Annotated in this window: 26 protein-coding genes; 8 read left to right on the plus strand and 18 right to left on the minus strand. The window is 65.0% G+C overall.

Features of this window, described 5'->3' with window-relative positions:
* The first annotated feature begins 271 nt into the window (after positions 1 to 271).
* The 4 genes from HEP75_RS15640 to HEP75_RS15655 all read left to right on the plus strand — a co-directional run bounded on the left by HEP75_RS15640 (position 272) and on the right by HEP75_RS15655 (position 5,823).
* Positions 272 to 2,125: a DUF2075 domain-containing protein gene (locus tag HEP75_RS15640; RefSeq protein ID WP_185824148.1), complete on the plus strand. Its 1,854-nt coding sequence runs from the start codon at positions 272 to 274 to the stop codon at positions 2,123 to 2,125.
* 178 nt (positions 2,126 to 2,303) lie between these two features.
* Positions 2,304 to 3,557, plus strand: coding sequence for a dsDNA nuclease domain-containing protein (locus tag HEP75_RS15645; RefSeq protein ID WP_185824149.1), 1,254 nt, complete (start codon positions 2,304 to 2,306; stop codon positions 3,555 to 3,557).
* The gene (locus HEP75_RS15650) at positions 3,554 to 4,033 is read left to right on the plus strand and encodes a hypothetical protein (protein ID WP_185824150.1); all 480 of its coding nucleotides are present in this window, start codon (positions 3,554 to 3,556) and stop codon (positions 4,031 to 4,033) included. The genes HEP75_RS15645 and HEP75_RS15650 overlap by 4 nt, the downstream gene beginning before the upstream one ends.
* Positions 4,030 to 5,823 carry an AAA family ATPase gene (locus HEP75_RS15655; RefSeq protein WP_185824151.1) on the plus strand — a complete coding sequence of 598 codons (1,794 nt, stop codon included), beginning with the start codon at positions 4,030 to 4,032 and terminating at the stop codon, positions 5,821 to 5,823. The genes HEP75_RS15650 and HEP75_RS15655 overlap by 4 nt, the downstream gene beginning before the upstream one ends.
* A gap of 227 nt (positions 5,824 to 6,050) precedes the next feature.
* On the opposite strand, the gene HEP75_RS15660 is transcribed toward HEP75_RS15655, so the two are convergent.
* The 15 genes from HEP75_RS15660 to hflK all read right to left on the minus strand — a co-directional run bounded on the left by HEP75_RS15660 (position 6,051) and on the right by hflK (position 18,579).
* Positions 6,051 to 6,224, minus strand: coding sequence for a hypothetical protein (locus HEP75_RS15660; RefSeq protein WP_185826709.1), 174 nt, complete (start codon positions 6,222 to 6,224; stop codon positions 6,051 to 6,053).
* Positions 6,221 to 7,141, minus strand: a complete 921-nt coding sequence (locus HEP75_RS15665; protein WP_185824152.1) for a hypothetical protein — start codon at positions 7,139 to 7,141, stop codon at positions 6,221 to 6,223. Before HEP75_RS15665 ends, HEP75_RS15660 begins: the two co-directional genes overlap by 4 nt.
* A 71-nt stretch (positions 7,142 to 7,212) precedes the next feature.
* Entirely contained in the window at positions 7,213 to 7,626 is a 414-nt protein-coding gene (locus HEP75_RS22400) for a hypothetical protein (protein ID WP_185824153.1), read from the minus strand.
* On the minus strand, positions 7,610 to 8,260 hold the full coding sequence (locus HEP75_RS15675; RefSeq protein WP_185824154.1) for a MarR family transcriptional regulator: 651 nt from the start codon (positions 8,258 to 8,260) through the stop codon (positions 7,610 to 7,612). Before HEP75_RS15675 ends, HEP75_RS22400 begins: the two co-directional genes overlap by 17 nt.
* A gap of 105 nt (positions 8,261 to 8,365) precedes the next feature.
* Entirely contained in the window at positions 8,366 to 11,035 is a 2,670-nt protein-coding gene (locus HEP75_RS15680; protein WP_185824155.1) for a M1 family metallopeptidase, read from the minus strand.
* A gap of 135 nt (positions 11,036 to 11,170) precedes the next feature.
* Complete coding sequence (locus HEP75_RS15685) at positions 11,171 to 12,397, minus strand: DUF1444 family protein (RefSeq protein ID WP_185824156.1); 1,227 nt, start codon at positions 12,395 to 12,397, stop codon at positions 11,171 to 11,173.
* Positions 12,398 to 12,444: 47 nt separating this feature from the next.
* Positions 12,445 to 12,744 (minus strand): type II toxin-antitoxin system RelE/ParE family toxin, encoded by a 300-nt coding sequence (locus HEP75_RS15690; RefSeq protein ID WP_185824157.1) that lies wholly within the window; start codon positions 12,742 to 12,744, stop codon positions 12,445 to 12,447.
* A gap of 1 nt (position 12,745) precedes the next feature.
* Entirely contained in the window at positions 12,746 to 13,030 is a 285-nt protein-coding gene (locus HEP75_RS15695) for a DUF1778 domain-containing protein (RefSeq protein ID WP_185820756.1), read from the minus strand.
* 45 nt (positions 13,031 to 13,075) lie between these two features.
* Positions 13,076 to 13,264, minus strand: coding sequence for a hypothetical protein (locus HEP75_RS15700; RefSeq protein WP_255423878.1), 189 nt, complete (start codon positions 13,262 to 13,264; stop codon positions 13,076 to 13,078).
* 10 nt (positions 13,265 to 13,274) lie between these two features.
* Positions 13,275 to 13,970, minus strand: coding sequence for a hypothetical protein (locus HEP75_RS15705; RefSeq protein WP_255423879.1), 696 nt, complete (start codon positions 13,968 to 13,970; stop codon positions 13,275 to 13,277).
* Positions 13,960 to 14,490, minus strand: coding sequence for a MarR family transcriptional regulator (locus HEP75_RS15710; RefSeq protein WP_185824158.1), 531 nt, complete (start codon positions 14,488 to 14,490; stop codon positions 13,960 to 13,962). Before HEP75_RS15710 ends, HEP75_RS15705 begins: the two co-directional genes overlap by 11 nt.
* A gap of 136 nt (positions 14,491 to 14,626) precedes the next feature.
* The gene (locus tag HEP75_RS15715; protein ID WP_185820758.1) at positions 14,627 to 15,919 is read right to left on the minus strand and encodes an adenylosuccinate synthase; all 1,293 of its coding nucleotides are present in this window, start codon (positions 15,917 to 15,919) and stop codon (positions 14,627 to 14,629) included.
* A gap of 270 nt (positions 15,920 to 16,189) precedes the next feature.
* Positions 16,190 to 16,375: a DUF2065 family protein gene (locus tag HEP75_RS15720; protein WP_185824159.1), complete on the minus strand. Its 186-nt coding sequence runs from the start codon at positions 16,373 to 16,375 to the stop codon at positions 16,190 to 16,192.
* A gap of 192 nt (positions 16,376 to 16,567) precedes the next feature.
* Positions 16,568 to 17,431 carry a protease modulator HflC gene (locus tag HEP75_RS15725; protein WP_185813602.1) on the minus strand — a complete coding sequence of 288 codons (864 nt, stop codon included), beginning with the start codon at positions 17,429 to 17,431 and terminating at the stop codon, positions 16,568 to 16,570.
* On the minus strand, positions 17,428 to 18,579 hold the full coding sequence (gene hflK, locus HEP75_RS15730; RefSeq protein WP_185824160.1) for an FtsH protease activity modulator HflK: 1,152 nt from the start codon (positions 18,577 to 18,579) through the stop codon (positions 17,428 to 17,430). Before hflK ends, HEP75_RS15725 begins: the two co-directional genes overlap by 4 nt.
* 143 nt (positions 18,580 to 18,722) lie before the next feature.
* On the opposite strand from hflK, the gene HEP75_RS15735 reads away from it, so the two are divergent.
* Positions 18,723 to 19,727, plus strand: coding sequence for an acryloyl-CoA reductase (locus HEP75_RS15735; RefSeq protein ID WP_185824161.1), 1,005 nt, complete (start codon positions 18,723 to 18,725; stop codon positions 19,725 to 19,727).
* A gap of 82 nt (positions 19,728 to 19,809) precedes the next feature.
* The gene (gene pilH / locus HEP75_RS15740) at positions 19,810 to 20,193 is read left to right on the plus strand and encodes a twitching motility response regulator PilH (protein WP_185824162.1); all 384 of its coding nucleotides are present in this window, start codon (positions 19,810 to 19,812) and stop codon (positions 20,191 to 20,193) included.
* 199 nt (positions 20,194 to 20,392) lie between these two features.
* Here pilH and HEP75_RS15745 read toward each other — a convergent pair whose 3' ends face one another.
* Both HEP75_RS15745 and HEP75_RS15750 read right to left on the minus strand, forming a co-directional pair.
* Positions 20,393 to 21,283 carry a DnaJ C-terminal domain-containing protein gene (locus tag HEP75_RS15745; RefSeq protein WP_185824163.1) on the minus strand — a complete coding sequence of 297 codons (891 nt, stop codon included), beginning with the start codon at positions 21,281 to 21,283 and terminating at the stop codon, positions 20,393 to 20,395.
* A gap of 136 nt (positions 21,284 to 21,419) precedes the next feature.
* On the minus strand, positions 21,420 to 21,887 hold the full coding sequence (locus HEP75_RS15750) for an Hsp20/alpha crystallin family protein (RefSeq protein ID WP_185824164.1): 468 nt from the start codon (positions 21,885 to 21,887) through the stop codon (positions 21,420 to 21,422).
* Between the two features lie 170 nt (positions 21,888 to 22,057).
* On the opposite strand from HEP75_RS15750, the gene HEP75_RS15755 reads away from it, so the two are divergent.
* Positions 22,058 to 22,540, plus strand: coding sequence for a peroxiredoxin (locus HEP75_RS15755; protein ID WP_185813608.1), 483 nt, complete (start codon positions 22,058 to 22,060; stop codon positions 22,538 to 22,540).
* Between the two features lie 34 nt (positions 22,541 to 22,574).
* On the plus strand, positions 22,575 to 23,150 hold the full coding sequence (locus tag HEP75_RS15760) for a ferritin-like domain-containing protein (RefSeq protein ID WP_185824165.1): 576 nt from the start codon (positions 22,575 to 22,577) through the stop codon (positions 23,148 to 23,150).
* 442 nt (positions 23,151 to 23,592) lie between these two features.
* Here the strand turns inward: HEP75_RS15760 and pbpC are convergent, their stop codons facing one another.
* Positions 23,593 to 26,016 carry a penicillin-binding protein 1C gene (gene pbpC, locus HEP75_RS15765; protein ID WP_185824166.1) on the minus strand — a complete coding sequence of 808 codons (2,424 nt, stop codon included), beginning with the start codon at positions 26,014 to 26,016 and terminating at the stop codon, positions 23,593 to 23,595.
* Positions 26,017 to 26,025 lie beyond the last annotated feature (9 nt).

The raw sequence follows: 26,025 nt of genomic DNA on the forward strand, positions 1-26,025 counted from the left end.
TTTCGGAGGTGGTAGCCCGCTGTACGAGGAGTTCCTAGGCTCCGTGTGGCAATCCTGCTATCGCTGGCGCGACGCGTCAAGTCATCTCACTAGCTAGTTCTTGCATGCTGCAAGCGATGATTGGCATGCGCCAACTTTGTATACGAATTGCTCCAAAGCACCCTCGGTGCTGCGAACCGATGGCACACGCAAATGTAAAGACTTGCCAGCCATCCCACATCGGTTCAAAGTCCAGTCGAGATACGGAAGGCATTCGGGGGGAACGCCGAGCGTGATCGTTTATCAGTCGACCCGTGCCGCGTTCCTGCAAGACTCGGAACAGCAGGCAATCGAGGACATCATCTCCACCGCCTTCCTCAAGAAGACGGGCCGATATGCCCCCGAGAGCGAGTTCCGTGCCTGGCGCCACTCGCTCACCCAGATGGCCGATGTCCTCAGCGACGACAGCCTGCCCGCAGACATGGGCGTCGGCATCGAGTTCGGCATCCCGCAGACCGCCAAGCGCATCGACTTCATCCTGAGCGGTCTTGGCGAGGCCGAAGAACCGCGGGCGATCATCGTCGAACTCAAGCAATGGTCCACGTCTACCGTCACCGACAAGGACGGCATAGTAAGGGCGCAACGCGGCGGGCCGACCGAGACCGAAGGCCCGCACCCGTCCTACCAAGCTTGGTCGTATGCGGCCCTGCTGCAGGGCTTCAACGAGGCGGTGCACGAAGGTGGCGTCCAGCTACAGCCTTGCGCCTACCTGCACAACCACTTCCGCGACGGAACCATCGACGATCCGCGCTACACCGCCTACACCGACAAGGCGCCGCTGTTCCTGCGCGGGGTAGAAGAGAAGCGAAAGCTGCGCGAATTCATCCGCCAGCACGTGCGCAAAGGCGACAACGGCGAATTGCTTTACAAAATCGAGAACGGCCGTATCCGCCCTTCCAAGATGCTCGCCGACAGCGTGGTCGGCATGCTCAAGGGCAATCAGGAATTCGTGCTGATCGACGAACAGAAACTGGTCTACGAAACCTGCCTGGCGCGCGCGTCGCAGGCCAGCGCCGAACGCAAGCAGGTGGTTATCGTCAAGGGCGGTCCCGGCACCGGGAAGTCGGTGGTGGCGGTGAACCTGATGGTCGAGCTGACCAAGCGCGGCACCACCACCAAGTACGTCTCCAAGAACGCGGCACCGCGTGCCGTTTACGCGCAGAAGCTGGCCGGCCACATTCGCAAAATCGAGATCGGCAACCTGTTCTCCGGCTCGGGCAACTTCCACCAGACCGAACCGAACGTATTCGGCACGCTGGTAGTGGATGAAGCTCACCGCCTCAACGAGAAAAGCGGCCTGTATAGCAACCTCGGCCAGAACCAGGTCATGGAGCTGATCCGCAGCGCGCACTGCACCATCTTCTTCGTCGACGACGACCAGATCGTCACCCTCTCCGACATCGGCCACACCGGCGAGCTGCGGCGCTGGGCCGCACAGCTCGGCGCCGAAGTGACCGAGCTGGAGCTGGCCTCGCAGTTCCGCTGCGCCGGCTCGGACGGCTACATCGCGTGGCTGGACAACTTCCTTGGCATTCGCGAGACCGCCAACACCGATTTCGACCGCGACGCCTTCGAATTCCGCATCGTCGACTCGCCAGTAGAACTGCACGACCTGATCCGCGAGAAGAACAAGCTCAACAACAAGTCGCGCGTGGTGGCCGGCTATTGCTGGGACTGGAAGAGCAAGAACAACCCGGATGCCTGGGACATCGAGATCCCGGAACACGACTATCGCGCGCAGTGGAACCTGGGAAGCGATGGCAGCTTGTGGGCCGTCGCCGAAAACTCGGTCGAGCAAGTCGGATGCATCCACACCTGCCAGGGACTGGAACTGGACTACGTGGGTGTGATCATCGGGCCGGATCTGGCTTGGCGCGAGGGTAAGGTGTTCACTGATCCAAGTCAGCGCTCTAAGCAGGATCGCTCTATCCGCGGATACAAGTCGCAATCCAAGCACGATCCCGAGGTCCATGACCGCGCGGATCGGATCATCCGAAATACCTACAAGACCTTGATGAGCCGAGGCATGAGGGGGTGTTATGTCTATATCAGCGACCCGGGATCTAGAGCCGCAATGCAAAAGTGAATATTTTCGACGCAGAGCAGACGTTCGATTCCCGGGGAATGCTGGCCGGTTCAGGATGTCTCCCCCGAGGATCGGCAGCTCACATCACCTGTCGATCGCCTGCACTTGAGGATACAGCTTGCCTCAATATCACCAACGGACAGGTGTCTCTGTCCTGACTTGACTAAGGGAAGTCAGCATGACTAAGGGGGAAGACGCGAGCCATAGCAACGCAGCTCGGCCGCAACTGAATGAAGTAAAGCCACGTGAGCTCACAGGACGGGACGTGCTCGCTCGGTTTCAGTGTCAGTTTCGAGGGGCTGCGCTGGCCTGCCTAGGTATCCTGGAGGGAAAGGCTCTAAACCGAGTCTATTGCGACTATCAAGACGACTTTGTCACCCGAGAATCTCTTGATGGCATGTCGGTCTATAATTTTGTGCAGGTTAAGACGAAGGGCTCGAAGAAGCATCAATGGAGTCGCCTTGAACTCTTTGGCCTCCCACTCAAGCTTCCTACAATCATCAAAGGCACTCATGCGCCCGGTGGCTCCGCAGCCAAACCAGCAACTCCTGAACAGTTGGCAAGAATCAAGGGGAGCTTTGTTGGCAAGCTGTTGGAACACACAGTGAATTTTGGCGATGCCTGCAAAACCGTTACGTTCCTCACCAATGTGTACCTGTCAGACGATGTAGAGGAGATCGCGACAGCAATCTACTCCGGAGACGTCAGTGAGCGCACGGTACGGTATTTGGCCGACAACTACGTTGCCATTTTTGGAATCGCGATATCTCCTGCACTGAGAAGTGTGCATGCCAGCATAGGAAAGCTCACGCTTTCCGCTGGACATGATTATCTCGATCCTCACCATCCCGATTTCGAAGCCAAGGCTGTTAAAGCAGTATGGGAATATAGTGAGATCGACCTCTCTCACACGGAAGGTATTGAGCTGGTCGAAAAGCTATTGGCCCTAATTCAGAAGAAGTCGAACCGTAAGCTCTTGTCTGAGCTTACTGCCGCTGATCTAGATGACGCGGTAGGAGTCGGCGTCGACGATCTGCTCGACCTCCTACCCATTTCTCGAGGCGCCTACTATCATTTCCTCAACGATGGAGATGCAAGCGCACTAAAAAATGCGTCCATTCTTCAACGGAAGCTTAGCAAAGCTGGTGCCATGCCGGAGCTAATTGAGACAGCATCACGCTGGAAAGTGGCATGGGATAATTGGTTTCGCACGTACCGGCATACCTATGAGCGAGAAATAACCTTTTTGCAGCACGATTTAAACGGAATCTATGGCCGTTGGGCACGCGGGGAGGTGTCATTTCCTGGGTTGCAGGAAGAGGTCAACAAATTGAAAAGCAGCCTATCTACCGGGGCGCTGGGTGCAGTTCTTACAGAAGAGATGCTCACTGGCGGTATATTGGCTGAACTTGTCAGGAGTGAATCCCGATGAAGTTCGCTGACTTCTTCAATCAGATCAGAGCCAGCGAGATCGAGATCGAGTTCGACTATGCCTATGAGTCGCCACCTCCGCGGCTCAGCAATGAAGCCATGTTCCATCTTCCACTTATCGCCATCACTATTTTGATGATTGCGAAAGGTCACGTCAAACCTGCTGTGGACGAGATTGGACAGCTCGTCGGCGATTGCTATGAACAGACTTTTCCGGGATTTCGCGGCTCAGCCCAGCATCTTGGTTGGTCCGCATCACTAAGGGTTAGGACAGTACAGGCTCTAGCATTCTTAGAGCATGCGCGTCTAGTGGAAGTAGATGCGGCCAATAAGAAGATTTCTGCAACACCAATTGGCCGCACTGTAATTGATCACGCAATTTCAGCGGGTGGTGATCTAGCTTCAAATCTTATAGTAGTCGAAAGAAGCTATCGCAACATTCGAATCGAACGACAACTAAGGTTAAGTCCGGCATGAAACTGATTAGCCTCCAAATATTAGGACTGGGCACAACCGCCTGGTCTTCGAATAAGCTTAACTTTGGCAAACGCATCACTCAGTTATTTGGGCCAAATGGGTGCGGCAAGACACCCATTGTTCAATCTATTGTTTTCGCACTTGGATATAAAGTTGAATATCGTGATGACATCATCGAACGGTGTGATTATGTGATCCTGGAAGTGCTAGTCGGCGGCCGAGAATTCGCTATAAAAAGGAAGTTAAAAGGTTCTTTTGACGTCACGGTCGAGGAGCGTGGCGGGGCAACAGCAGAGTTCATTAATGAGCGCGAGTACAGCAGATTCCTGCTGTCGCTGTGGGGGTTGGAGGATCCTGTTTTAACTACTGTCGGCGATGCGGCAACTCATATCTATAGCGCCCAGATATTGCCCTTATTCTACCTTGATCAAGATCATGGCTATGCGGATGAGTACTACGCGGCGCCTAAGTTCATCAAGAGCCAGTATGCAGAGTCCATGAGACTCGTCTGCAAACTTGGTCCAAAGAACTCTTTCGACAAGCGACGTGCGAAAAGCGAGCTAAAAGACAAGCTTGAGTACCTAGATCGAGCAGTGGTCAGGTCAGAAAAGTTGATGGAAGAACTGACGTCTGACCTAGGCGGAGCTCGTCGTCCGGCTCAGGACATAGATCACGAGCTTCAGACTTCCATTGACGGCTTGGAGGCGCTACGCGAAAGCGGGGGCGTCTCGGAACAAGTCAATGTTGAGCTTGACACCCGTATTGCACAGCTGCAGCAGCAGGAGCGTACATTAGGGCGTGAGCGGTCCGACCTGGAAGCTCGTGTTCGCGGTTTTGGACAAATAAAGCATGAGATTGAGGTAGAAGCTGACACTCTATCTTTGAATGAGGAAGCCCGGCGGATCTTTGCTTCTTTTGATGCAATTTGCGCAAATGAAAATTGCGGTCTATTCGTAAGAAGTTCCGTAACATATGGGAAAAGCCTACTCTATCTGAAGGACCAGATTAAGGATCTTGAAAGAACTAATTTTGCTCATCAGCGAAGAATTGACGAAATCTCAGCAGAGCTATCGGCATTAGTTTCGCAAATTTCAGCAGCTAGGGCAGCACGAGCTGAATCTACGACTCAATCGTCTGTTTCCTCTTTGGTTGAAGTCGTATCTAAACTTACCGAAAAGGTCATAAAACTAAGGCGCGCTCGACAAATCGAGGGTGAGTTGGTCCGTGAGGAGACCGAGTATGTTGTGCGCCTTGACGAGAGATCAAAAATTCAAGCTCGTCTGGCGGATTTAGAAGGATATGCGAGCGCCACCAACCTTGACCTTTTGAGAATCCGCCATGCCATTTGTGAGCGAATCAGATTTTGGCTTAGTGTTCTGCGCACGCCAAACGTTAGTTTAGATGTCCAAATGGATAGCGACTTCAATGTGACCTTCGGCGGCCAAAAGGTGGCGAAATTCAAGGGGAGCACACTGACTCGAATCATCCTATCCATTCGAACTGCTGCGTTCGACATCGTGACACAAGCCGACGGTACGGGTCCGCGATTCTTTATATTGGATACGCCTAGGCAACAAGACATTTCTCGCGATGACCTTGCGGAATACATTAGGAAAATTCAACTTCTCGCATCCGAACGATCAGCACAGGTGATTTTTTCCACCACGAATCATCGCTACGATCTGGGTGAGGATGATGCAGAGTGGACGCCCGAGTTCCCCGGGGCGGACCATTTGATGTTTTTAGGAGCACGATCAAACGAAGTACATGATGCTGAGCAGTCGTCGTAAGCCTATTAGTGGGCCGGCCAGTCTTCCGTAGAAGGCCAACGTCAGCTTCTGGCCAAAAGGTGATCTCGCGCTAGGCCCACAGTTCATCAAAGAAGAAAGCTCGGATGTCCTCTTGGGCCTAAAGCGACCAGCCAACCAGCCTTCACCGGCGCCACGGTACTGAACGGCACGATCTTCTCGAAGCGGCGGCCACCGGTTGTGCAACCTGCGCCGCATGATAGTCGCGTTCACCGCTGGCGATCAGGCGGCACCTTGGCATGACGCACCCGCGCGGCGTCCAACCGGGACTGCAGTTCGGCCAGCACGTCCTTTGCGGCGACATAGCGGCCTGACTGGCGGGCGATTTCGCGCGACGCCAGCCCGCGCGCGACGAAAGCTCGCAGGACTGGGGCCTTGCTCATGGCTGTTCCACGACGAACCGGTCCGCGCCTGCATCAGGCTGTTGCAAACACCCCGCCTCATCTGGCGGCATCGGGTGGCACGGCCACTGCGCGCGAGGCACGCGTGCGACACGCTCGAAGCGTTCGCCCGTCCAGCGTACGAAGCCGAAGTGGGCGTAACTGTCCGCGCGCCTTGGGTCGCTCTTGGCTAACGGTTGGTCCGGATCGAACTCCATCAGCCAGCGCAGTGTTGCGACGTAGGGCAGCTTGTTCGGCAACAGGTACATATCATTGCCGCCTTGTTTCTCTTGCCGTGCGCGATCCGCGGCGGTCAGCACGGGATCGCGCGGGAGTACCTCGGCGCTGACGTCGTACGCGGTGCCGTCGGCACCGAGGCGGAAAGCCTTGTACCCCGTACCAGCGCTACAGGCCATGCCGGCGTCGTCTGTACCGCACCGCACCGACCAAACCAGGTAGACGGTCTTTTGCGGGTCGGGGCTCTCGAAGGAGCGAATCTTGATATCACCGACCACGACGGTGAAATCCGGGCGGCGCCCCTGCCCTGGCGCCGCCAGGTAGATCGCATCGCGCAGGCCTGCGGTGCGTGCGTCCTGGCTCATGGTGAGCGCGTCGGGCGGGATGCCGAGCAGCGCGCGCGCCATGTGTGCGGGTGCGGGGCCGCGGCAGTACGCGTCGCGCAACAGCAATGCCGGCGCACGGGCGCGCGCTTGCTCGCCATCGACGCAGACTGCGCCCAGTTGCCGCTCCACCTCGAATGGTCGCCATGGCTGCGGCGTGATCGCCGGCACCGCGGGGAAGCCGGCCATTTCATTCGTGGCGCCCGGCGGCGCCGCGGCCTGCGCGCACGCATGCACGCCACCGAGTGCAGCCAGGGACAGCATCCATCCCACCATCGTGCAACGTCCGTAGCGCGCCATACCGCCTCCTCCATGAATTGCTTTGTGTTTGGATGATCCGGCCAAAGCCGTTTCCCGCACCTGCTCCGCCCCTACCCCTCGCGCCCCAGCGCCACCCGCACCGCATCGCACGCCGCGATCAAATCCAGCACCAGCCGCTGGCTCACGTCCAACTCGCCCTCGTACTCGGCAACGTTGCGCTGGTGGTGGCACTTGTCCAGCACCCGCCACACCTCCGGCCCCAGGCCCAGGGTGTGCGGCAACACCTGGAACACGATGTAGCGGTTGTTGGCGCGGTAGCCCTTGGCCCGCAGCGCCGCCAGGCACAGTGCGTGCGCGGCGTTGTAGGCCAGGTCGAAGCGGCTTTCGAGGGCCAGCGTAGCGTTCTTGGCGTCGCCCAGGCGGGCCAGGCCCGAGCGCGTCAGGCCTTCCAGTTCGCGCGGGTCGGTCGGTTCGGCGCTGAGTTGCTTGCCGGGGCCGGACAGGTTTTCAAGTGGCGAGGTCATCCATTCCTCCAATCACCCAGATCTTGGGTTGCTGCAGCACCCGCTGCAGGAATGCGTTTTCGTCGCGCAGCCGCTTGGTGTAGTCGGCACGCGTGTACAGCGTGGGATTGACAGGGCGGCCCAGCCGCGCCTGCATGCCATCCAGCGCGCGCATCAGGTCGGCATAGCCCAGCGTATCGGAGATCACCATCAGGTCGATATCGCTGCGCGCGGTGTCGCTGTGCTTGGCGACCGAGCCGTAGACAAAGGCGGACACGATGTCCGCGGCGATGGGCTGCAAGGCCTCGCCGAGCGGGCCGGCCAGGCCGATGGTCTTCTGCACGATGCCGAGCAGTTCGTCGTGGATGGGCGAGTGCGGATTGGCCTGGTAGCGCTTCTGGTTGCCGGTGCGCTGTACCGTGAGCAGGCCGGCGTCGGCCAGCTTGGCCAGTTCGCGCTGCACCGCACCGTTGCCGGCGCCGGCGGCGGCGATCAGTTCGCCGACCCCGAAATCGCGCTGCGGCTGGCCGTATAGCAGGGCCAGCACGCGTTGCTGGGTGCGGGTGAACAAGGCATCGGCCAGGCCCGATGGCCGCGCGGTTGCGGCACGCGGCGCTTCGGTCTTTGCAGTGGCGGTGGCGGCCGTGTTACCCATAATGGGTAGGTTATTACCCAATCTGGGTATTTGCAAAGCCTTTTGGCTGGGCCGGGCGAAGGCTCCCTGATGGGGAGCCAACCGCACTCGACCAGCCACCCACCCTCACCCCTTCCGCCCCGCCAACCATGCCTTGATCTGCGGCAGCCGCTGCGCACGCAGCTTCACCCGTGTGCGGATGTCGGCGATGGCCGCGTCCGCATCGCGGCGCGAGGTCGCGGCGAGGTAGCGCTGCGCATACGCCTGGATCTTGTCGACCATCTTCAGGTCGACGGAGCCGGTGCCCAGGCGCGGGTAATAACGGGCGCGCGAAGTGGTGTCGATCAGGGTGTCCACGTGGTCGCGGTGGGCCACGGCGAAATCGAAGGCCAGGTCCGGATGCTCGCGCGCGACCGCCGAGATCATGGAGGCGCTGTTGGTGGCGCCGGGCTCGTCGGTCAGCGCCATGTCCAGGGCGCGTTGCGCGAGGGTGGCGTCCTTGGCGGCGGCCAGCAGCAGGTAGTCCTGGTCGCGGATCATCGAGGACGTCTCTTTCTGCGCCATCCGGTGCAGCGCGTCCCAGGTGGCGGCGTCGGCATGGCGCGCGACGATGCCCAGCACGCTGTTGCGCAGTTCCGGCGACAAGGCGGTCGGGTCGGCCTGGAATGCGGCGAAGCGGCGGTGCGCCTCGGCGATCACCTGGGCGTCGCCCATGCCGCCGAGCGTGTCGATCAGGTGCGCACGCAATTGCTTGGCTTGGGCGGAGTCGCTGGCGCGGTCGTCCCAGCCCAGGGTGGCGAACTCCGGCGCCAGCCGCGACAGCGCGTAGCGGCGCCAGGCGGCCTGGCTCTGCGGGTCGCCCTGGAACAGGTCGTCGATGCCGGCGTAGACCGTGGCGACGGTGACCCACAGGTCCGACGCGGCGCCCACCGGCACGGTGTCGGCCAGGCCGAGCAGGTCCGCTTGCGGCTGCAGGCCGACGCTGGCCAGTGCGCTGGTATCCAGCAGCACGCCGAGCTGGTCCACCACCGGCAGCGTGGCGAAGCCGGCGGTCAGCGCCTTGAACTGCGCGGGCGCGTACAGCGTGCGGTAGTAGCCCTTCTGCCCGGCGTTGACCAGCACCGGCGCGGCGCAGCCGGGCAGTTGCAGCTGCGCGCTGCCGTCCACCAGCACGCGCACGTCTTTGTCGCCGCTGCGCACGGCGACCGGCACGTGCCAGCGCAGCGGTTGTTTGTCGGGGCGGTCGAGGGTGTATTCGCCCTGCTCCAGGCGCACGACGGTGGTGCCGGCGTTGCAGCGGGCGGCGACCTTGATCAGCGGCACGCCGGGCTGCAGGGTGAAGTCGTGCGCCACCTGCAGGAACTGCTTGCCGGGCGCGGCGGCGTCGATTTCCTGCCACAGGTCGCCGGTGACGGCGTTGCCGTAGGCGCGCTTGGCGATGTAGCGGCGCACGCCGTCGCGCCATGCGTCGGCGCCGACGTAATCCTCCAGCATGCCGATCACCGCCGAGCCCTTTTCGTAGGTGATGCCGTCGAAGGCCTGGCTGGCCTGTTCGACGGTGGCCACGGTCTGCACCACCGGGTGGGTGGTGGCGTAGGCGTCGCGGCCCATGGCGGCGCGGCTGACGTAGGCCGGGCCGGTCTTGTCGATATCCCATTCCGGATGCAGCTTGGCGGTGGTGCGGCCTTCCAGCCAGGTGGCGAAGCCTTCGTTGAGCCACAGGTCGTCCCACCAGGCCATGGTCACCAGATCGCCGAACCATTGGTGCGCGATCTCGTGCGCGGCGGTGGTGAACACGCGCTGGCGGTCGGTCACGTCCGACACCGCCGGGTCCAGCAGCAAGGAATGTTCGAAGGTGAAGATGGCGCCCCAGTTTTCCATGGCGCTGAAGAACTGACTGCCGCCCGGCGCGGCGATGTTGTCCAGCTTGGGCAGCGGATAGCGCACGCCGAAGTAGTCGTTGTATTCGCGCAGCACGTCGCGGCCGGACTCCAGCGCGAAGCGCGCCTGCTCGGCCTTGCCCTGCTGGGCGATCACGCCGATCTCGGTACCGTTGTCGCCCTTGAGCGCGGTGCGCTCGAAATCGCCCACGCCCAGGAACAGCAGGTAGGTGGACATCTTCGGCGTGGTCTGGAACGCGACGCGCTTGAGGCCGTTGCCGAGGTCGGCGGTGGCGGCCACGGGCATGTTGCCGACCACCATCTGCGCGGCCGGCGCGTTCACCGTCAGGTCGAAGGTGGCCTTGAAGTCGGGTTCGTCCCAGGACGGCAGGAACCGGCGCGCGTCGGAGTTCTCGAACTGCGTGTACAGCGCGCGGCGCTGGCCGTGCGGGGTGGCGTAGTCCAGCGCGAACAGGCCGTTGGCCTGGGTGTTGATGACGCCGCTGTAGTCGATGGACAGCACGTAGCTGCCCGGCGCCAGCGGCTTGGCGAAGACGAAGCTGGCGGTCTGCGCGTCGGCGTCGGTGGCGACCTTGGCCACCAGCGCCGCCTTGGCCTTACCGCCGGTCAGGGTGCTGCGGCCGAAGCGCAGATTGGCCGCCTGCAGCACGATGCGGTCGGTGGCCTGCAGCACGTCGAGCTCGATGCGGACCTTGCCGTCGAACGTCATCGTGTCGGCGTGCGGGGTGATCTCCAGCGCGTAATGGCGCGGCCTGGCGGTGCGCGGCAATTGCGTGGTGACCGCCGCGGCCGGCGCGGCGACGACACTGGGTGCAGGACGTTCCGGCTGGGCGAACGTGCACGGCGAGACGCTGGCCAAGGCCAGGGCGATGGCGGTCGTGAGGATCTGGCGCATGGGGGCTCTTCGAATGGGCCGGCGCAGGATACAGACGGCGTGGCGCGTTCGACGCGGCCGCCTGCAACACAGACAGCGGGCAATCAGCTCGGGCCGCCAGGGCCGCGCCCTGCCGCCCCGAGGGCAACGGCTAGGTCATGCCAGTTGCCTGAGTTGCGCCTCGCTGGGAAAGTCACGCACGCGAAAGCGCGGCGGATAGAAGTCCGTTTCCTGCTGCATCAGTTCGGCGACCACCGCGACGGCCTTGTCCCAGTCCACGACCACCATGTCCGCGTCGCTCTCGTCCTTGGGCATGACGAAGGCGATGCGATCGGCCTTCGGCAAGGAGGTGTCGACATCGCGGGTCCAGGTCGCCAGCGAGAACTGATTACCGCTGCCGTCGTTCTCCTCGAACACGCGGTAGGAGGCGACGAAGATGTCGGTGTGGTTCGCTTCGTGGATCTTTTCCAGCAGTTCCTTCTGCAGGGAATAGGCCGGCGCATCCATCATGCGCTGCAGATCGGCCTGGCGGCGCCGGTGCTCGGGCTGCGGCAGCGCGAACGGCACGATGCGGCGCGCGTCGTCGTAAGCGAAAGCTAGCGAGGAGATGCAACGGCCGTTCGCGGCCGCTTCCATGCTCAGTTCCAGCATGCCGGCCATCGCGGTTTCGTCGCGGTCGCCCACCACCAGCAGGCAATCGCGGGTAGGCAGCATGAACACCGGTCGCCCCTTCACCGGGACGCGCTGCAGCACGTCGGGCAGCAGCACGCGGCTGGTGTCGTAGGCGTCCTGCCATGCGCCCCGGAAGATGCCTGCGGCGACCTCGACGAAGCGGTCCGGCGTGACGTCGCGCAGGTTATCGTGGGCGATGGCCAGGGCTTGCTCGAAGGTGATGCCCCATGCGTCCTTCGGCCCAGCGAGCAGGGTCGAGGTCGAATCGGGGCGGTCGATCGCCAGCAACTCGACGCAGTCCTCGGCCAGCTCGCGCCAGACGGTCGTGAACGGCGTCTCCCAGCCATGCGCGCGGACATGCTCCAGGCGCATTTCCTCGAACATGGCGCGATGGCGTACGACGGGCATCAGCATCGGCCGCGCCTGCTCCAATGTCTCGATCTGGTTTTCTTCGCCGCCCTCCTCCACGAAGGCCGCGGCATAGCTGCGCAGCACCTCGGCCAGGCGCTGGCGATCGGCCGTGGTGTAGTCGTGATAGGCGTTGTGCAGATTGATGATGCGCCCGCGCGGCGCGACAAGGCGGAATTCGTCCGGCCGGTACGTCAGTTCGTCGCGGCAGCCCTGCGCGCGCAACGCGTCCTCGAACAGCTTGGCGAACGCATCCGGGCTGGGCTTGCGATTGAACAGCTTGTCGAACAGTGCTGTGAGCATCAGCGGCCTTCCTTGTTAGTTAGTTGGGCGGGTGTCCCGCCGCGGTTTCATGCATCGCGTGCATAGCCCGCCTCTCGCTGTGCGCGGATCGCCAGCACGACCACCGTGTCGGTCACATCCACATAGCGATACAACGCCACGTATCCGCGCGAACCGCGGCCCATCACCAGTTCGCGGCTGTCTGCATGGACCGGACGGCCGATCAACGGATTGCCTGCCAGTACATCGAACGCGCTGACGATCTCCTCGGCTCTCTCTTCTGCATGCGCGCTCTCTTGGTCGCGCAAATACGCGGCGATCCGCTCCAGATCCTCGATCACGCCGGAGCCGAGGCGAATGCGCGCCACTTCAGTCTTCCAGCTTGCGCGCCACCGGCCGCTTCGCAGGCTTTCCTGCAACCTGGGCCCTGAAGTAGGTGCGCGCCTCGTCCCACGGGATGGTCTCACCCGTCTCCAGGAACTCGGCCCAACGCTGATCGGCCTGGGCGTGGAAGTCGGCGCGCCGCTCGGCCAGCTCGGCCTTCTCGGCGATGGCTTCCAGGATGAAGTTGTGCGACGTGGTGCCGGCCGCTTCCGCCGCCTTGGCGATGCGGGCCTTGAGCGCGTCCGGCAGGCGGATGGTGGTGGTGCTCATGCGGGGCTCCCGGCGATGGGTTCGAGGCAATGTAGCACATGTGTGTTACAGGCAGCAGGTAGCCGACCGAGCAGGGTTCAACTCAGCTGACATGCCCTTTTCCAGATAGACGCGCATGTCGCACCACGCAATGGTCTTCCCGGACGCGCCGATGCCGGCGCAGCGCCGCTCGGCCACCGCGTCGACGTCGTCGCGAGGTTGGGAGTGTCGTCTTGCGTGCGGCATCTTCGTCATGCGGCGATTTTCACTGTGGCCGCAAAAGGAGCATGGCCTGAAGGCGTTCGCGCACAATCCCTGCCCTTCCGGGCTCGGCCACCAAACCGGGTAGCGCATTCGCGAACGCGGGATCGTCCAGCAGAGCCGCAAAAGCGTTGGCGACCATGCGCCTCAGGTCTTCCGGCGCCATGGCAAGTTCTTCCACCAGTTCTGCCCGACCGTCGACGACATTGAGCACGTCCTCAAGATCGTGGCTGGAAAGAAAGTCGCCCTTACCTCGCGTGGCGAAGGCCTCGAGCTTCGTCGCCACGAACGCGACCGCCGTGACCATCCGTATGGATAAACGCTCATCCAGTTCAACTGACTGAGCGGTTTCCACGGCGTAGGCGTACCAACGATTCGAGAAGCCCAGGACCTCGGAATCCACCGGCATCAGATCGAACACCACGCCAGACGCACGATGCACCCAACGGCAGACCACACCGCTTTCCATCTCGCGGGCGAAGCCTTGCGTCTGTACGCGCTCTTCGATACGACGGAACCGGGACCAGTCCAGATCCACCACCGCATCGACGTCGTAGGTAGCGCGAACGCTCTCGGCCAATGGATCGGACAGCAACAGGCCAACGACTGCGCCACCGAGGAAGACGACCTGCTCGCGCAATTCGCCTAGCGCATCGGCGATCGCACGTAGATGCGGCAGATTGGGATCGTCAGCTCGCATCACCGAGGCCCAACCGTTGCTTGAGGTGCTTGGCAGCCAATGTGCGCTCGCGCGCACGGCCGATGCGCAAGGCGTCCTGAAGCGCCAACAATTCGTACAAGCCAGGATCGGCCAGCGCAGCGTGCGGCGCATTGGCGGACAACGGCGCCACGCCCGGCCCCTTTGCCGTGCCTTCTGCACTCGGCCACACCGGCGCCTCGCCGGGCGCGCTGGCGATATCCACGGACAGCGGCGGCGCGCCGAACGCCGTGGGGATCCCTCGTCGCACAGGACCCAAGGCGGCGGGGAACGCATAGCGCACGCCGTGGACTGCGAATTCATGCAGCGCCGTACGCACCGCCTCCCATTCGCCACGCCCTTTCTCAAGCGCCAAGCCGGATGCCGTGCATCGCTTCACGCTACGGTGCACTTGCGAGGCACTCATCTGCAGCGCTTCACCCAAGGAGGCATACGTCCAGGATCGCCCTGCTTGAGCGACCTGCTTGTACAGCACCACGAGGTCCTGGGGTTTCAGCTCCACAGTGCACCCTTATTCCATATTCCGGAATATGGAATATCCGCGCCAGAGCATTGCTTTGCAAGTCTTTTGACCAAAAAAAAGGCCCCTTGCGGGGCCTTCCTGCGGCGCTGGTCCCGGCATGCGCCGGGACGCCGGATCAGGCGAACGGATCCTGCAACACCATCGTGTGGTCGCGGTCCGGGCCGGTGGAGACGATGGAGATCGGGCAGCCGGCCAGTTCCTCCAGCGCGCGCAGGTAGGCGCGGGCGGCGGGCGGCAGTTCGTCCCACACGGTGATGCCGTGGGTGTTCTCGGTCCAGCCGGGGAACTCCAGGTACACCGGGGTGCACTCTTCCCAGCCCTGCGCGTCCAGCGGCGCGTATTCGGTGCGCTTGCCGCGGTACTCGTAGGCGATGCAGATCTTCAGCTTCTCCATGCCGTCGAGCACGTCGAGCTTGGTGATGCACAGGCCGGAAATGCCGTTGATGGCCACGGCGCGCTTGAGCGCGACGATGTCCATCCAGCCGCAGCGGCGCGGGCGGCCGGTGGAGGCGCCGTACTCGGCGCCGCGGTCGCGGATGCCCTGGCCGACTTCGTCGTCCAGTTCGGTCGGGAACGGGCCGCCGCCGACGCGGGTGGCGTAGGCCTTGGCGATGCCCAGCACGTAGTCGATGGCATCGGCGCCGACGCCGGTGCCGGCCAGCGCGCCGCCGACGGTGGTGTTGGAGCTGGTGACGTACGGGTAGGTGCCGTGGTCGATGTCCAGCAACGCGCCCTGCGCGCCTTCGAACAGCACGCGCTTGCCCTGCTTGCGCAGCTCGTGGAGGATGCCGGCCACGTCGGACTTCATCGGCTGTACGTATTCGCCGAAGGCCAGGGCCTCGTCGAAGGTCTTCTGGAAATCGACCGCTTCCACGCCCAGGTACTTGGTCAGCACGAAGTTGTGGTAGTCCAGCGCGGTGCGCAGCAGTTCTTCCAGTTGCGGCGGGTAATGCAGGTCGGCGATGCGGATGCCGCGGCGCGCCACCTTGTCTTCGTACGCCGGGCCGATGCCGCGGCCGGTGGTGCCGATGGCCTTGCCGCCGGCGGCCTTCTCGCGGGCCTGATCCAGGGCGATGTGGTACGGCATGATCAGCGGCGCGGCCGGGGAGATCTTCAGGCGCGAACGCACTTCCACGCCCGCTTCCTCCAGCTCGCTGATTTCCTTGATCAAGGCGGCCGGGGAGATCACCACGCCGTTGCCGATCAGGCACAGCGCGTCTTCGCGCAGGATGCCGGACGGGATCAGGTGCAGGACGGTCTTCTTGCCGTTGATGACGAGGGTGTGGCCGGCGTTGTGGCCGCCCTGGAAGCGCACGACGGCGCCGATTTCCTCGGTGAGCAGATCGACGATCTTGCCTTTGCCTTCATCGCCCCACTGGGCGCCGAGCACGACAACTGACTGACCCATGGCTGGGTAACTCCTGGTTTGCTGCGCGGCCATCGGGGCCGCACGGATGTGGTGGCCATGCACGGGTCTTGCCGGCGCCGGTACGGCCGCTCCATCGGGGAGCGTCCAGGCGGCGGCAGGCCCTTACACAGAAAAAGCCGGTCGAGACGCTCGCATGGAGCGGGCCCGGCCGGCTTTTGTGCATTATCCGGGTTTTGGGTGACGCTCACCACCCCCTCGGCCGCTGCGTTCAGCAGCGCGACCGGGCTGGATGGATCGGAGGGCCGCCGCTCAGGCGCGGACCCACCACAGGGCCAGCAGCCCCACCGCCACGGCCACGCCACCAGACGCACGCAGCTGCGCGGTCGGCATGGCCAGCATCTGCTGCACCAGCCGCTTCCAGGCCTCCGGCGCGACCAGCAGCACCAGCCCCTCGAAGACGATCATCAGGCACAGCGCGGCGATCAGGTCGTGCATAGAGTCTCGGGCAAGGGAGATGGATTCAGCGCGTCGGCGCTGGCGCGCCTTGGAATTTGTAGGAGCGGCTTCAGCCGCGACGGGCTTTCCTGGGAAATCCTGTCGCGGCTGAAGCCGCTCCTACAGGGGGACTGTGGCGACCGGGACCCGCTCTTGCGAATCCCAAATCCCCAATGCCCAATCCCGGCCTAATCAGCGCTCGCTCTTCAGGTACTGCAGGAACGGATCGTTCTTGTCCAGCACGATCACCGCGTTGCCGTCGGCCATGGCGCCGCGATAGGCCTCCAGGCTGCGATAGAACGCGTAGAACGACGGGTCGGCGGAGCCGGCCTTGCCGTAGATGCTGGCGGCTTCGGCATCGCCTTCGCCGCGCAGCTTCTGCGCGTCGCGCTCGGCCTCGGCGACCAGCACGGTGCTCTCGCGGTCGGCCTGGGCACGGATGGTCAGCGCCTGTTCTTCGCCTTCGGCGCGCAGCTTGCTGGCTTCCTGCTTGCGCTGCGCGCGCATGCGCTCGTACACGTCGGTGATCACCTGGCTGTCGGTCGGCAGGTCGATCTGCTTGATGCGCAGGTCGGTGATCTGCATGCCCAGGGTCTTGCCGGCGGCGTTGATCGCGCTCAGCTGCTGCGCGATCAGTTCGCTGCGGTCGCCGGACACCAGCTGTTGCAAGGTGCGCGAGTTGATCTGGTTGCGCAGCGAATCGATGATGATCGGCGCCAGGCGCGCATTTGCCACCTTCTCGTCGCCGCCGGTGGCGCGGTAGAACGCGCGCACGTCGGAGATGTAGCCGATGGCGAAGAAGTCGACGCTGACGTCCTTCTGCTCGGCGGTGAAGTAACGCGCCGGCGGCGTGTCCAGCACCTGGAAGCGGCGATCGAACACGCGCGTGGATTCCACCAGCGGCAGCTTGAAGTGCAAGCCCGGCTTGAGGTCGGCGCGGGCCACGCGGCCCAGGTTCAGCACCATCGCGGTCTGGTCTTCGCGCACCACGAACACCGAGCTCAGCAGCGCGAACAGCGCCACGACCGCGACGCCCGCCCACAGGGAAATTCTCATCGCTGCACCTCCTCACGGCCGTTCGGGCGCGGCGTGCGCTCCGGACTGCGGATACTTTCGGCCGGGCTGCTGGACAGCGACGGCATCAGGACTTCCTGCGGCAGCGTCGGCATGCCGCCGCTGGCGGATGGCGCCGGCGCGGCGCTGGCGCCGCTCTTGCCGCCATCGGCCGGCATCGGCACGTAGATCAGCTGGCGGCCGTCGCCGCCGATGACCTTGCGGTTCTCCGACAGCACCTTCTGCACCGTCTCCAGCCACAGCCGCTTGCGGGTGACCTCCGGCGCATTCTGGTACTGCTGCTGCAGCAGGGTGAAGCGCTCGGCGTCGCCCTGCGCGCGGGCGATCGACGCTTCCTTGTAGCCCTCGGCGACGGTGCGGGTGCGCGCGGCCTGGCCGCGGGCTTCCGGTACCATCTTGGCGGCGTAGGCCTGGGCCTCGTTGATCAGCCGTTCCTTGACCTGCTGCGCGCCGTTGACCTCGTCGAAGGCCGGCTTCACTTCTTCCGGCGGACGCGCGTCGGGCAGGGTCAGCCCGGTCACGGTCAGGCCGGTGCGGTAGGCGCTGAGCGCAGCCTGCAGGCGGTCGCGCGCGGCGGTGGCCATCGGCCCGCGGTTGTTCAGCACCACGTTGAGGTCGGCGCGGCCGACCTGTTCGCGCACCGCGCTCTGCGCGGCCTGCTCCAGCACCTGGTCGGCATTGCGCGAGCCGAACACGTACATGCGCGGGTCGTCGATGCGGTACTGCACGTTGAGCGAGACGCTGACGATGTTCTCGTCGCGGGTCAGCACCGGCACCTGGTTGCTGAAGGTCTTGATCTCGGTGGCGTTGACCTTGCGCACCGATTCGATCGGCCACGGCAGCTTGAAGCTCGGGCCCGGCTGCAGGATCCGTGAGAACTGGCCGAAGCGCAGCACCACGCCGCGCTGCTGCTCGCCGATCAGCTGGAAGCAACTGAACAACAGCAACAGCACCACCGCCGCCAGCACCCAGCGGCCGATGTTGGCGCCGTCGCCGCCGAACAGGTCCTTCAACGGACCGGGCAACCCGCCCCACTTGCCGCCACCATTGCCGCCACGAGGCTTCCAGGGATTGCGCCCGTTATTGTCCGAGCCATCTCCGCCCTTGCCGCCGGGTGTATTCCAGGCCATGCATGCTCCAAGAAGGTAGGTGGCGGCGCGTCGGTCCGCGCCGGTCACCGTAAGTGAGTCGCCGATTCTACAAGATGGGGCAGATCCGACGTTTCGAAAGGGCTATCTTGGTGCATTCCTTCGTGCCGACCAAGGTTTTCGCCATGTCGCTCCCCGCCAGCTTCCCCGCCTTCCGCATCCACCAGGACGAGGCCGGCTACCGCGCCGCGGTCGAGCCGGTGCGTCTGGACCAGCTCAGCCCGGGCGAAGTGGTGATCCGCGGCGCCTGGTCGTCGGTGAATTTCAAGGACGCGCTGGCCGGCACCGGCCAGGGCAAGATCCTGCGCCGTTTCCCGCTGGTGGGCGGCATCGACGTGGCCGGGCATGTGGTCGCCTCCAGCGACCCGGCCTTCAAGGAGGGCGATGCGGTGCTGGTCACCGGCTGCGGCCTGAGCGAAACCCGCGACGGCGGCTACAGCCAGTACGCGCGGCTGGAGGCCAAGTGGGTGGTGCCGCTGCCGGCCGGACTGAGCCTGCGTGAGAGCATGGTGCTGGGCACCGCCGGCTTCACCGCGGCGCTGGCGCTGCTGCGCCTGCTCGACAACCGGCAGACCCCGGAACACGGCCCGCTGTGCGTGACCGGCGCCACCGGCGGGGTCGGCTCGCTGGCGATCGACATCTTCAGCCGCGCCGGCTTCGAGGTGCACGCGGTCAGCGGCAAGGCCGACCGCGCCGATCACCTGAAGGCGCTGGGCGCCAGCCAGGTGCTGGGCCGCGACGCGCTGCAGAGCAAACGCCCGCTGGAGTCGGTGCGCTTCGGCGGCGGCCTGGACAACGTTGGCGGCGCGATGCTGACCAGCCTGCTGGCGCAGACGGCCCCGTACGGCAACGTCGCCAGCGCCGGGCTGGCGGCGACGCCCGAACTGGACATGACGGTAATGCCGTTCATCCTGCGCGGCGTGTCGCTGCTGGGAATCGGCTCGGCCGGCACCGCGCGCGACCTGCGCGACCTGATCTGGCAGCACCTGGGCAGCGACTGGAAACCGCGCCACCTGGATGCGATCTGCACCCGCGAAGTGGACCTGTCCGGCCTGCCCGAGGTGTTCGCGACGATGCTCGCCGGGCAGTCGTTCGGACGCACCGTGGTGCGGCTGGATCCGGCGGCGTAGACGTGCCAGGGGGTTTGTGACGCGCACCGCTTTCCGGCTGCGCGCCGCTGCCACTACACTCGTGGCTCCAAGGGGGAAACACATGGCACGCATCCTGATCGTCGACGACTCGCCGTCGCAGTTGCTCGGCATCCAGCGCATCGTCGAAAAGCTGGGCCACGAAACGATCACCGCCACCGACGGTGCGGCCGGCGTGGAAGCGGCCAAGGCGGCGTTGCCGGACCTGGTGCTGATGGACGTGGTGATGCCCAACCTCAACGGCTTCCAGGCCACCCGCACGCTGCGCCGCGAGCCGAGCACGCAGAACATCCCGGTGATCCTGGTCACCACCAAGGACCAGGACACCGACCGCATGTGGGGCATGCGCCAGGGCGCCCGCGCCTACATCACCAAGCCGTTCTCCGAGGACGAGCTGTCCGAGGTGATCGAGCGGGTGTTCAGTGGCGAGGATCCGCCTAAGGGCTGAAAAGCCGGGATTCGGGATTAGGGATTGGGATGCAGCCGAGCCCGCCATGCGCTCTCGCCTGCGCTTTTTGTGGGAGGGGCTTCAGCCCCGACGCCTTATCGGTAACGCGTCGGGGCTGAAGCCCCTCCCACAGGAAAGCACAAGCCGCGGCAGGCCTGGGAAACTCGAATCCCCAATGCCGAATCCCTAATCCCGGCCCTTAAACTGCCTCGCCGAACGCCTTGGCCAGAGTGCGATAGGCCTTGCGCTGCGCCTCGGTCTCCGGCGCAGGCGCCAGTACTTCCAATTCCACGATCTGGTCGCCGGCCGGGGTGCCCGGCAGGCCGCGGCCGCGCAGGCGCAGCTTGCGCCCGGCATCGGACTCCGGCGGGATCTTCAGTTCCACCGCCCCGCCCAGGGTCGGCACGCTGATGCTGGTACCCAACGCCGCCTGCCACGGCGACACCGGCAGGGTGTACAGGATGTTGAGCCCGTCCACCTCGAACTGCGGGTGCGCGGCGTATTCGATTTCCAGCAGCAGGTTGCTGCCGCCATTGCCCTGCCCGCTCAGCCGGATCACCTGGCCGGGACGCACGCCCTTGGGCACGCGCACGTCCAGTTGCTTGCCGTTGATGGTGATGCGCACGCTGTCGCCGGCGTACACCGCCTCCAGCGGCACCGCCAGCTTGGCGCGGGTATCGCCGCGCGGCGCGGCGCCCGCGCCGGGACCGGGGCCGGCACCGCCCTGGCGCGCGCGCTGCTGGCGCGCGAACAGGCTCTCGAAGAAATCGCTGAAACCGCCGCCGGCGCCGCCGTTGCCGAATACTTCCTCGAAGTCGTAACCCTGCGCGCCGCCGTAGTTGGGCGGGGCCTGGAACTCTTCGCCGGGCCGGTAGCCCTGCGCGCGCAACTGATCGTAGGCGGCGCGCTTGGGCGGATCGCGCAGCGCCTCGTAGGCCTCGTTGATGGCCTTGAACTTGTCCTCGGCGCCGGCCTCCTTGCTGACGTCGGGATGGTACTTGCGCGCCAGCCGCCGGTAGGCGGTCTTGATCTCGGCGTCGCCCGCGCTGGGCTCCACGCCCAGGGTCGCGTAGTAATCCTTGAATTCCATCCATCACCTCAAAAAGAGTCGGCCCGCCGCCTTGCGGCAACGGGCCGGTTGCATGCTGCGCACCATCGCCCGGCCATTCTACCGGCCGGCCGCGAAGGCGCGGCGACGCCGTGGCGCCGCCGGCGCGTGTGGGCGCTTACTGCACGATCGTGGCCCCGGTGTCGACCTGGATCCGGCGCGGCGTGCTCGCCGGGCGCTTGGGGATGCGCACTTCCAGCACGCCATGGTAGCCGGTGGCGGAAATGCCGTCGGGATCGGCGCTGTCGGGCAGCGCGAAGCGGCGGTGGAAGCTGCCGTAGCGGCGCTCGATGCGCGAGAAGCGCTCGCTGTCGGCGGTGAACTCGCTCTTGCGCTCGCCCCGGATCGACAGGATGCCCTTGTCCATCGACACCTCGATCTCGGACGGGTCGATGCCGGGCAGGTCGGCGTACAGCACGAAGCGCTCGGCTTCTTCCTTGATGTCCACGCGCGGCACCCACTGCGCGGTGACGACGGCCGACTCGTCGGTGCCGCCGTTGGGGTCGAAGAAGCGGTCGAACACCTGCTTGATCTCGTTCTGGAAGGCGGCCTGGGCCGGCAACTGGCGATAACGGACGATGCTCATCTCGTAGTCTCCTGCAACGTGAATGGGATAGACCCTGACGGGTGGTTCGCGGCGCCGGGGCATGCCCGCCGCCATGCCTGCCAGATAGGAATGGCCCTGCGCTTTTCAAGGGGCCTTGACGCTGCCTTCCCATACCGATTTCTAGACTCGATTCATCCAAGGAGCCCGACATGCCCATCCAGCCCGGCGAACGCATTCCCGAAGTGGTCCTGCAACGCATCCGCGAGGGCGTGGAGCAGGTCGACACCCGCACTCTGTTCGATGGCCACCGCGTGCTGCTGTTCGCAGTGCCCGGCGCGTTCACCCCGACCTGTTCGGAGAAGCACCTGCCCGGCTACGTCGAGCACTTCGAGGAGTTCCGCAAGCGCGGCATCGAGGTGTACTGCATGGCGGTCAACGACCCCTTCGTGATGCAGGCCTGGGGCAAGAGCCAACTGGTGCCCGACGGCCTGCAGATGCTGTCCGACGGCAACGGCGACCTGGCCAAGGCGCTGGGCCTGGAAATGGATGCCAGCAGCTACGGCATGGGCGTGCGGGCGAAGCGCTTCGCGCTGTACGCCGAAGACGGCGTGGTGCGCGCGCTGTTCGTCGAGGCGCCGGGCGAATTCAAGGTCTCCGCCGCCGACTACGTGCTGCAGCATCTCCCCGACTGATCCCCTTCATCCACCACACAGGAACCGGCCAGCCATGTCCAACAAGCCAGCCAACGACGCCAAGCCGCTGCAGCACACCGCCGGCCTCACCGATACCGCCACGCTGCGCGCCAACGCGCGCCAGAGCATCGAGGACGGCGCGATCACCAAGAGCTACAGCGCCGACAAAGAGGCAGTGATCAAGCTGCTCAACGATGCGCTCGCCACCGAATACGTGTGCGTGCTGCGCTACTACCGCCACTACTTCATGGCCTCGGGCATGCTCGCCGACTCGATCAAGGCCGAGTTCCTGGAGCACGCGCAGCAGGAACAGGAGCACGCGCACAAGCTGGCCGAACGCATCGTGCAGCTGGGCGGCGAGCCGGACCTCAATCCCGACACGCTGACCGCGCGTTCGCACGCCGAGTACAAGGAAGGCGAGGACCTGCGCGACATGGTCAAGGAAAACCTGATCGCCGAGCGCATCGCCATCGACAGTTATCGCGAGATGATCAATTTCATCGGCGACAAGGACACCACCACCAAGCGCATCCTGGAGCAGATCCTGGCCCAGGAAGAAGAGCATGCCGACGAGTTCTCCGACCTGCTGGAAGGGTGGATCGGGAAGTAGTTCGCGCGATCGCCTGCATGGACATCCAGCGCCCGGCACCTGCCGGGCGCTTTTTTTTGCAACCGCGACGGGTTCGTCGGTAACGCCGTCGGGGTTGGAACAAGGGTCGGACGAGCCGAGCGCCCGCTTTTTGTAGGAGCGGCTTCAGCCGCGACAGGATCCATCCGCAAACCTGTCGCGGCTGAAGCCGCTCCTACAGGGGCCATGCTGCTTCGCGTGTTTTCCTGGTTCGCAAGAAGACCGCGACAGCATGTCGACGCCCGCTCGCAGCCCTCGCCTTTCGCAGGCACTGCAGCACCATTGTGGGAGCGACTCCAGTCGCGACGGGCCTTACCGGTAGACCCCGTCGCGGCTGAAGCCGCTCCTACAACGTTCCTTCGACTGTAAGCAGCACAGTCGAATGTTCCACATCACGCGTCGTGCAATCCACGCGCAACTACGCTCAATGCAACACCCGGAACCGCACCTGCGTCCACGCGCCGTTGCTGGCCAGCGCAGTCAAGGTATGGTCGCCGGCATCGGCGAAATCGCGCTGGAAGTTGCGCGCGCCCTCGGTGCGCGCGATCCAGCGCCCATCCAGCAGCCAATCCACCGGCGCGGTGGTGCCGAGCGCACGCACCTGCAGGCGCACGCTGAGGCTGCCCGGCGCGCGCGCCAGTGTGGCGCGGTCGTTGAGGCCTTCGATACGCAGCACGTCGTTGCCGCCGCGGCCGTCGTCGCGGCAGTCCGGCGCCAGGGCGGGCAGTTGCCCGGCCTGGCGTTCGCTGGCGTGCAGCCATGGGGTCAGCAGCGCCGGCCAGCGCGCAAGTTCGCGCTGCACGGCCTGGTGCGGCCGCGCGCAATCGGGCGACAGGCGCAGGCCGCTGTGCGCGTCCACCTGCACCGTGTCGCGGCCGGCACTCCATAGCCGCGCGTCGCGCTCGGCGAAGGTCGGCGGCACCGCGCCGTCCAGCGCGTAGGCGGAGAAGCGCCGCTGGCACAGCGCGGGCGGGGTCTGTTCGGCGGCGATACCCAGCGGCCAGCACACGTCCAGCTGCTGCACGTTGCCCGGCATCGGCCGCGGCGCGTTGTCGCCGCGCGCGCGCGGCAGGCTGTCGATGGTCTCGAACATCAGCGGCAGCGCGGTCACCGCGCCGTACTGGCCGGGCAGCGGCGTGCCGTCCGGGCGTCCGACCCAGACCCCGACCGTATAGCGGCGGGTGCTGCCGATCGCCCAGGCGTCGCGGTAGCCGTAGCTGGTGCCGGTCTTCCACGCCACGCGCGGGCGCGTGCCGACGTCGAAGGTGCCGATGCCGTAGCCGGGGCGCGGATTGGCCTCGAGGATCTCGCGCACGATCCACGCCGCGCCCGGCGACATCAGCCGCCGGTCGATGACCTTGTCGGTGGCGGTGTAGCGCACGTGCCCGGCGATGCCGTCGCGGTTCAGCGCGGCGAAGGCGCCGACCAGTTCTTCCAGCTGCGCGCCGGTGCCGCCGAGGATCAAGGCCAGGTTCGGGGTGCTGCCGCGCGGAAACTTCAGGCCGATGCCGGCATTGTTCAGCCGCGCGGCGAAGCGCGCCGGGCCGACCCGTTCGAGCAGGTCCACCGCCGGCACGTTCAACGACAGGCGCAAGGCGCTGGCGGCGCCGACCGGACCGTTGAAGGCCTCGTCGAAATTGCCCGGGCGGTAGTCGCCGAAACTCTGCGGCGCGTCCACCAGCAGGCTTTCGGAATGGATCAGGCCGTCGTCCAGGGCCATACCGTACAGGAACGGCTTGAGCGTGGAACCGGGCGAGCGCCAGGCCTGGACCATGTCCACGTCGCCGAGCCGCTTGCGGTCGCCGAACGTCACCGAGCCGATGTAGGCACGCGCCTGCAGGTCGCGGTTGTCCACCACCAGCAACGCCGCGGAGGTGCGCTCGGGCAGCTGCGAGAAATACGCGCTGACCCGGTCTTCCAGGGTGCGCTGCAGGTCCGCATCGATGGTGGAGACGATGTGCGCGGCGCGCGGCGATTGCCGGCGCAGGCGCTCGGCCAGCAGCGCGGCATGCATCGGCGACTGCAGCGAGCGCGCCACCACCGGCTCGATGCGCGCGTCGTCGACCTGCTCGCGCGACCACACGTGCAGTTCGACCATGCGCTCGAGCACCTTGTCGCGCGCGGCGCGCGCGGCTTCCGGGTGCCGGTCCGGGCGCAGCCGGCTCGGCGCCTGCGGCAGCACCGCCAGCAGCGCCGCCTCGGCCTGCGACAGGCGCGCCGCCGGCTTGCCCAGGTAGGCCCAGCTCGCCGCGTCCACGCCTTCGATGGTGCCGCCGTAGGGCGCGCGCTCCAGGTACAGCTGCAGGATCTGGCGCTTGCTCAGGTGCACTTCCAGCTGCAGCGCGCGCAGCAGCTGCTGCAGCTTGCCCAGCGGGCTGCGCGTGCTGACGTCGTCCGGCATCAGGATCCGCGCCACCTGCATGGTCAGGGTGGAACCGCCGGAGACGATGCGGCGCGAGAAGACCCACTGCTTGCCGGCGCGCAGCAACGCCCACGGATTGACGCCGGGGTGATGCCAGAACCAGCGGTCCTCGTAGTTCAGCAGCGCCTGCAGGTACAGCGGCGACACGCTCTGCGGCGTGGCCGGGTAGCGCCACACGCCGTTGCCGTCGGCGAAGGCGCGCAACGGGGTGCCATCGGCGGCCACTACCAGGGTGGAGGTGTCGCGCGATTTCGGCAGCGGCAGCGGGAACGCCAGGTCCAGCAGCAACAGCGTGGCCAGCAGCGCCGCGGTGCCCCAGCGCAGCACGCGCCACTGCGTGCGGCCCCAACGCGGCCGCGGCAGCAGGCGCGTCCAGCGCCGGGTGCGCCACGCGCGGGGCGTGGCGGCGGAGACGTCCTGTGGCATGCGGGCTCC

The sequence above is a fragment of the Xanthomonas sp. SI genome (assembly GCF_014236855.1).
Lineage (GTDB): Bacteria > Pseudomonadota > Gammaproteobacteria > Xanthomonadales > Xanthomonadaceae > Xanthomonas_A.

Coding starts and splice junctions, on each gene's coding strand:
- HEP75_RS15645 (WP_185824149.1), top strand. CDS start 2,304: ATGACTAAGGGGGAAGACGCGAGCCATAGCAACGCAGCTCGGCCGCAA.
- HEP75_RS15650 (WP_185824150.1), top strand. CDS start 3,554: ATGAAGTTCGCTGACTTCTTCAATCAGATCAGAGCCAGCGAGATCGAG.
- HEP75_RS15655 (WP_185824151.1), top strand. CDS start 4,030: ATGAAACTGATTAGCCTCCAAATATTAGGACTGGGCACAACCGCCTGG.
- HEP75_RS15660 (WP_185826709.1), bottom strand. CDS start 6,224: ATGAGCAAGGCCCCAGTCCTGCGAGCTTTCGTCGCGCGCGGGCTGGCG.
- HEP75_RS15665 (WP_185824152.1), bottom strand. CDS start 7,141: ATGGCGCGCTACGGACGTTGCACGATGGTGGGATGGATGCTGTCCCTG.
- HEP75_RS22400 (WP_185824153.1), bottom strand. CDS start 7,626: ATGACCTCGCCACTTGAAAACCTGTCCGGCCCCGGCAAGCAACTCAGC.
- HEP75_RS15675 (WP_185824154.1), bottom strand. CDS start 8,260: ATGGGTAACACGGCCGCCACCGCCACTGCAAAGACCGAAGCGCCGCGT.
- HEP75_RS15680 (WP_185824155.1), bottom strand. CDS start 11,035: ATGCGCCAGATCCTCACGACCGCCATCGCCCTGGCCTTGGCCAGCGTC.
- HEP75_RS15685 (WP_185824156.1), bottom strand. CDS start 12,397: ATGCTCACAGCACTGTTCGACAAGCTGTTCAATCGCAAGCCCAGCCCG.
- HEP75_RS15695 (WP_185820756.1), bottom strand. CDS start 13,030: ATGAGCACCACCACCATCCGCCTGCCGGACGCGCTCAAGGCCCGCATC.
- HEP75_RS15700 (WP_255423878.1), bottom strand. CDS start 13,264: ATGACGAAGATGCCGCACGCAAGACGACACTCCCAACCTCGCGACGAC.
- HEP75_RS15705 (WP_255423879.1), bottom strand. CDS start 13,970: ATGCGAGCTGACGATCCCAATCTGCCGCATCTACGTGCGATCGCCGAT.
- HEP75_RS15715 (WP_185820758.1), bottom strand. CDS start 15,919: ATGGGTCAGTCAGTTGTCGTGCTCGGCGCCCAGTGGGGCGATGAAGGC.
- HEP75_RS15720 (WP_185824159.1), bottom strand. CDS start 16,375: ATGCACGACCTGATCGCCGCGCTGTGCCTGATGATCGTCTTCGAGGGG.
- HEP75_RS15725 (WP_185813602.1), bottom strand. CDS start 17,431: ATGAGAATTTCCCTGTGGGCGGGCGTCGCGGTCGTGGCGCTGTTCGCG.
- hflK (WP_185824160.1), bottom strand. CDS start 18,579: ATGGCCTGGAATACACCCGGCGGCAAGGGCGGAGATGGCTCGGACAAT.
- HEP75_RS15735 (WP_185824161.1), top strand. CDS start 18,723: ATGTCGCTCCCCGCCAGCTTCCCCGCCTTCCGCATCCACCAGGACGAG.
- pilH (WP_185824162.1), top strand. CDS start 19,810: ATGGCACGCATCCTGATCGTCGACGACTCGCCGTCGCAGTTGCTCGGC.
- HEP75_RS15745 (WP_185824163.1), bottom strand. CDS start 21,283: ATGGAATTCAAGGATTACTACGCGACCCTGGGCGTGGAGCCCAGCGCG.
- HEP75_RS15750 (WP_185824164.1), bottom strand. CDS start 21,887: ATGAGCATCGTCCGTTATCGCCAGTTGCCGGCCCAGGCCGCCTTCCAG.
- HEP75_RS15755 (WP_185813608.1), top strand. CDS start 22,058: ATGCCCATCCAGCCCGGCGAACGCATTCCCGAAGTGGTCCTGCAACGC.
- HEP75_RS15760 (WP_185824165.1), top strand. CDS start 22,575: ATGTCCAACAAGCCAGCCAACGACGCCAAGCCGCTGCAGCACACCGCC.
- pbpC (WP_185824166.1), bottom strand. CDS start 26,016: ATGCCACAGGACGTCTCCGCCGCCACGCCCCGCGCGTGGCGCACCCGG.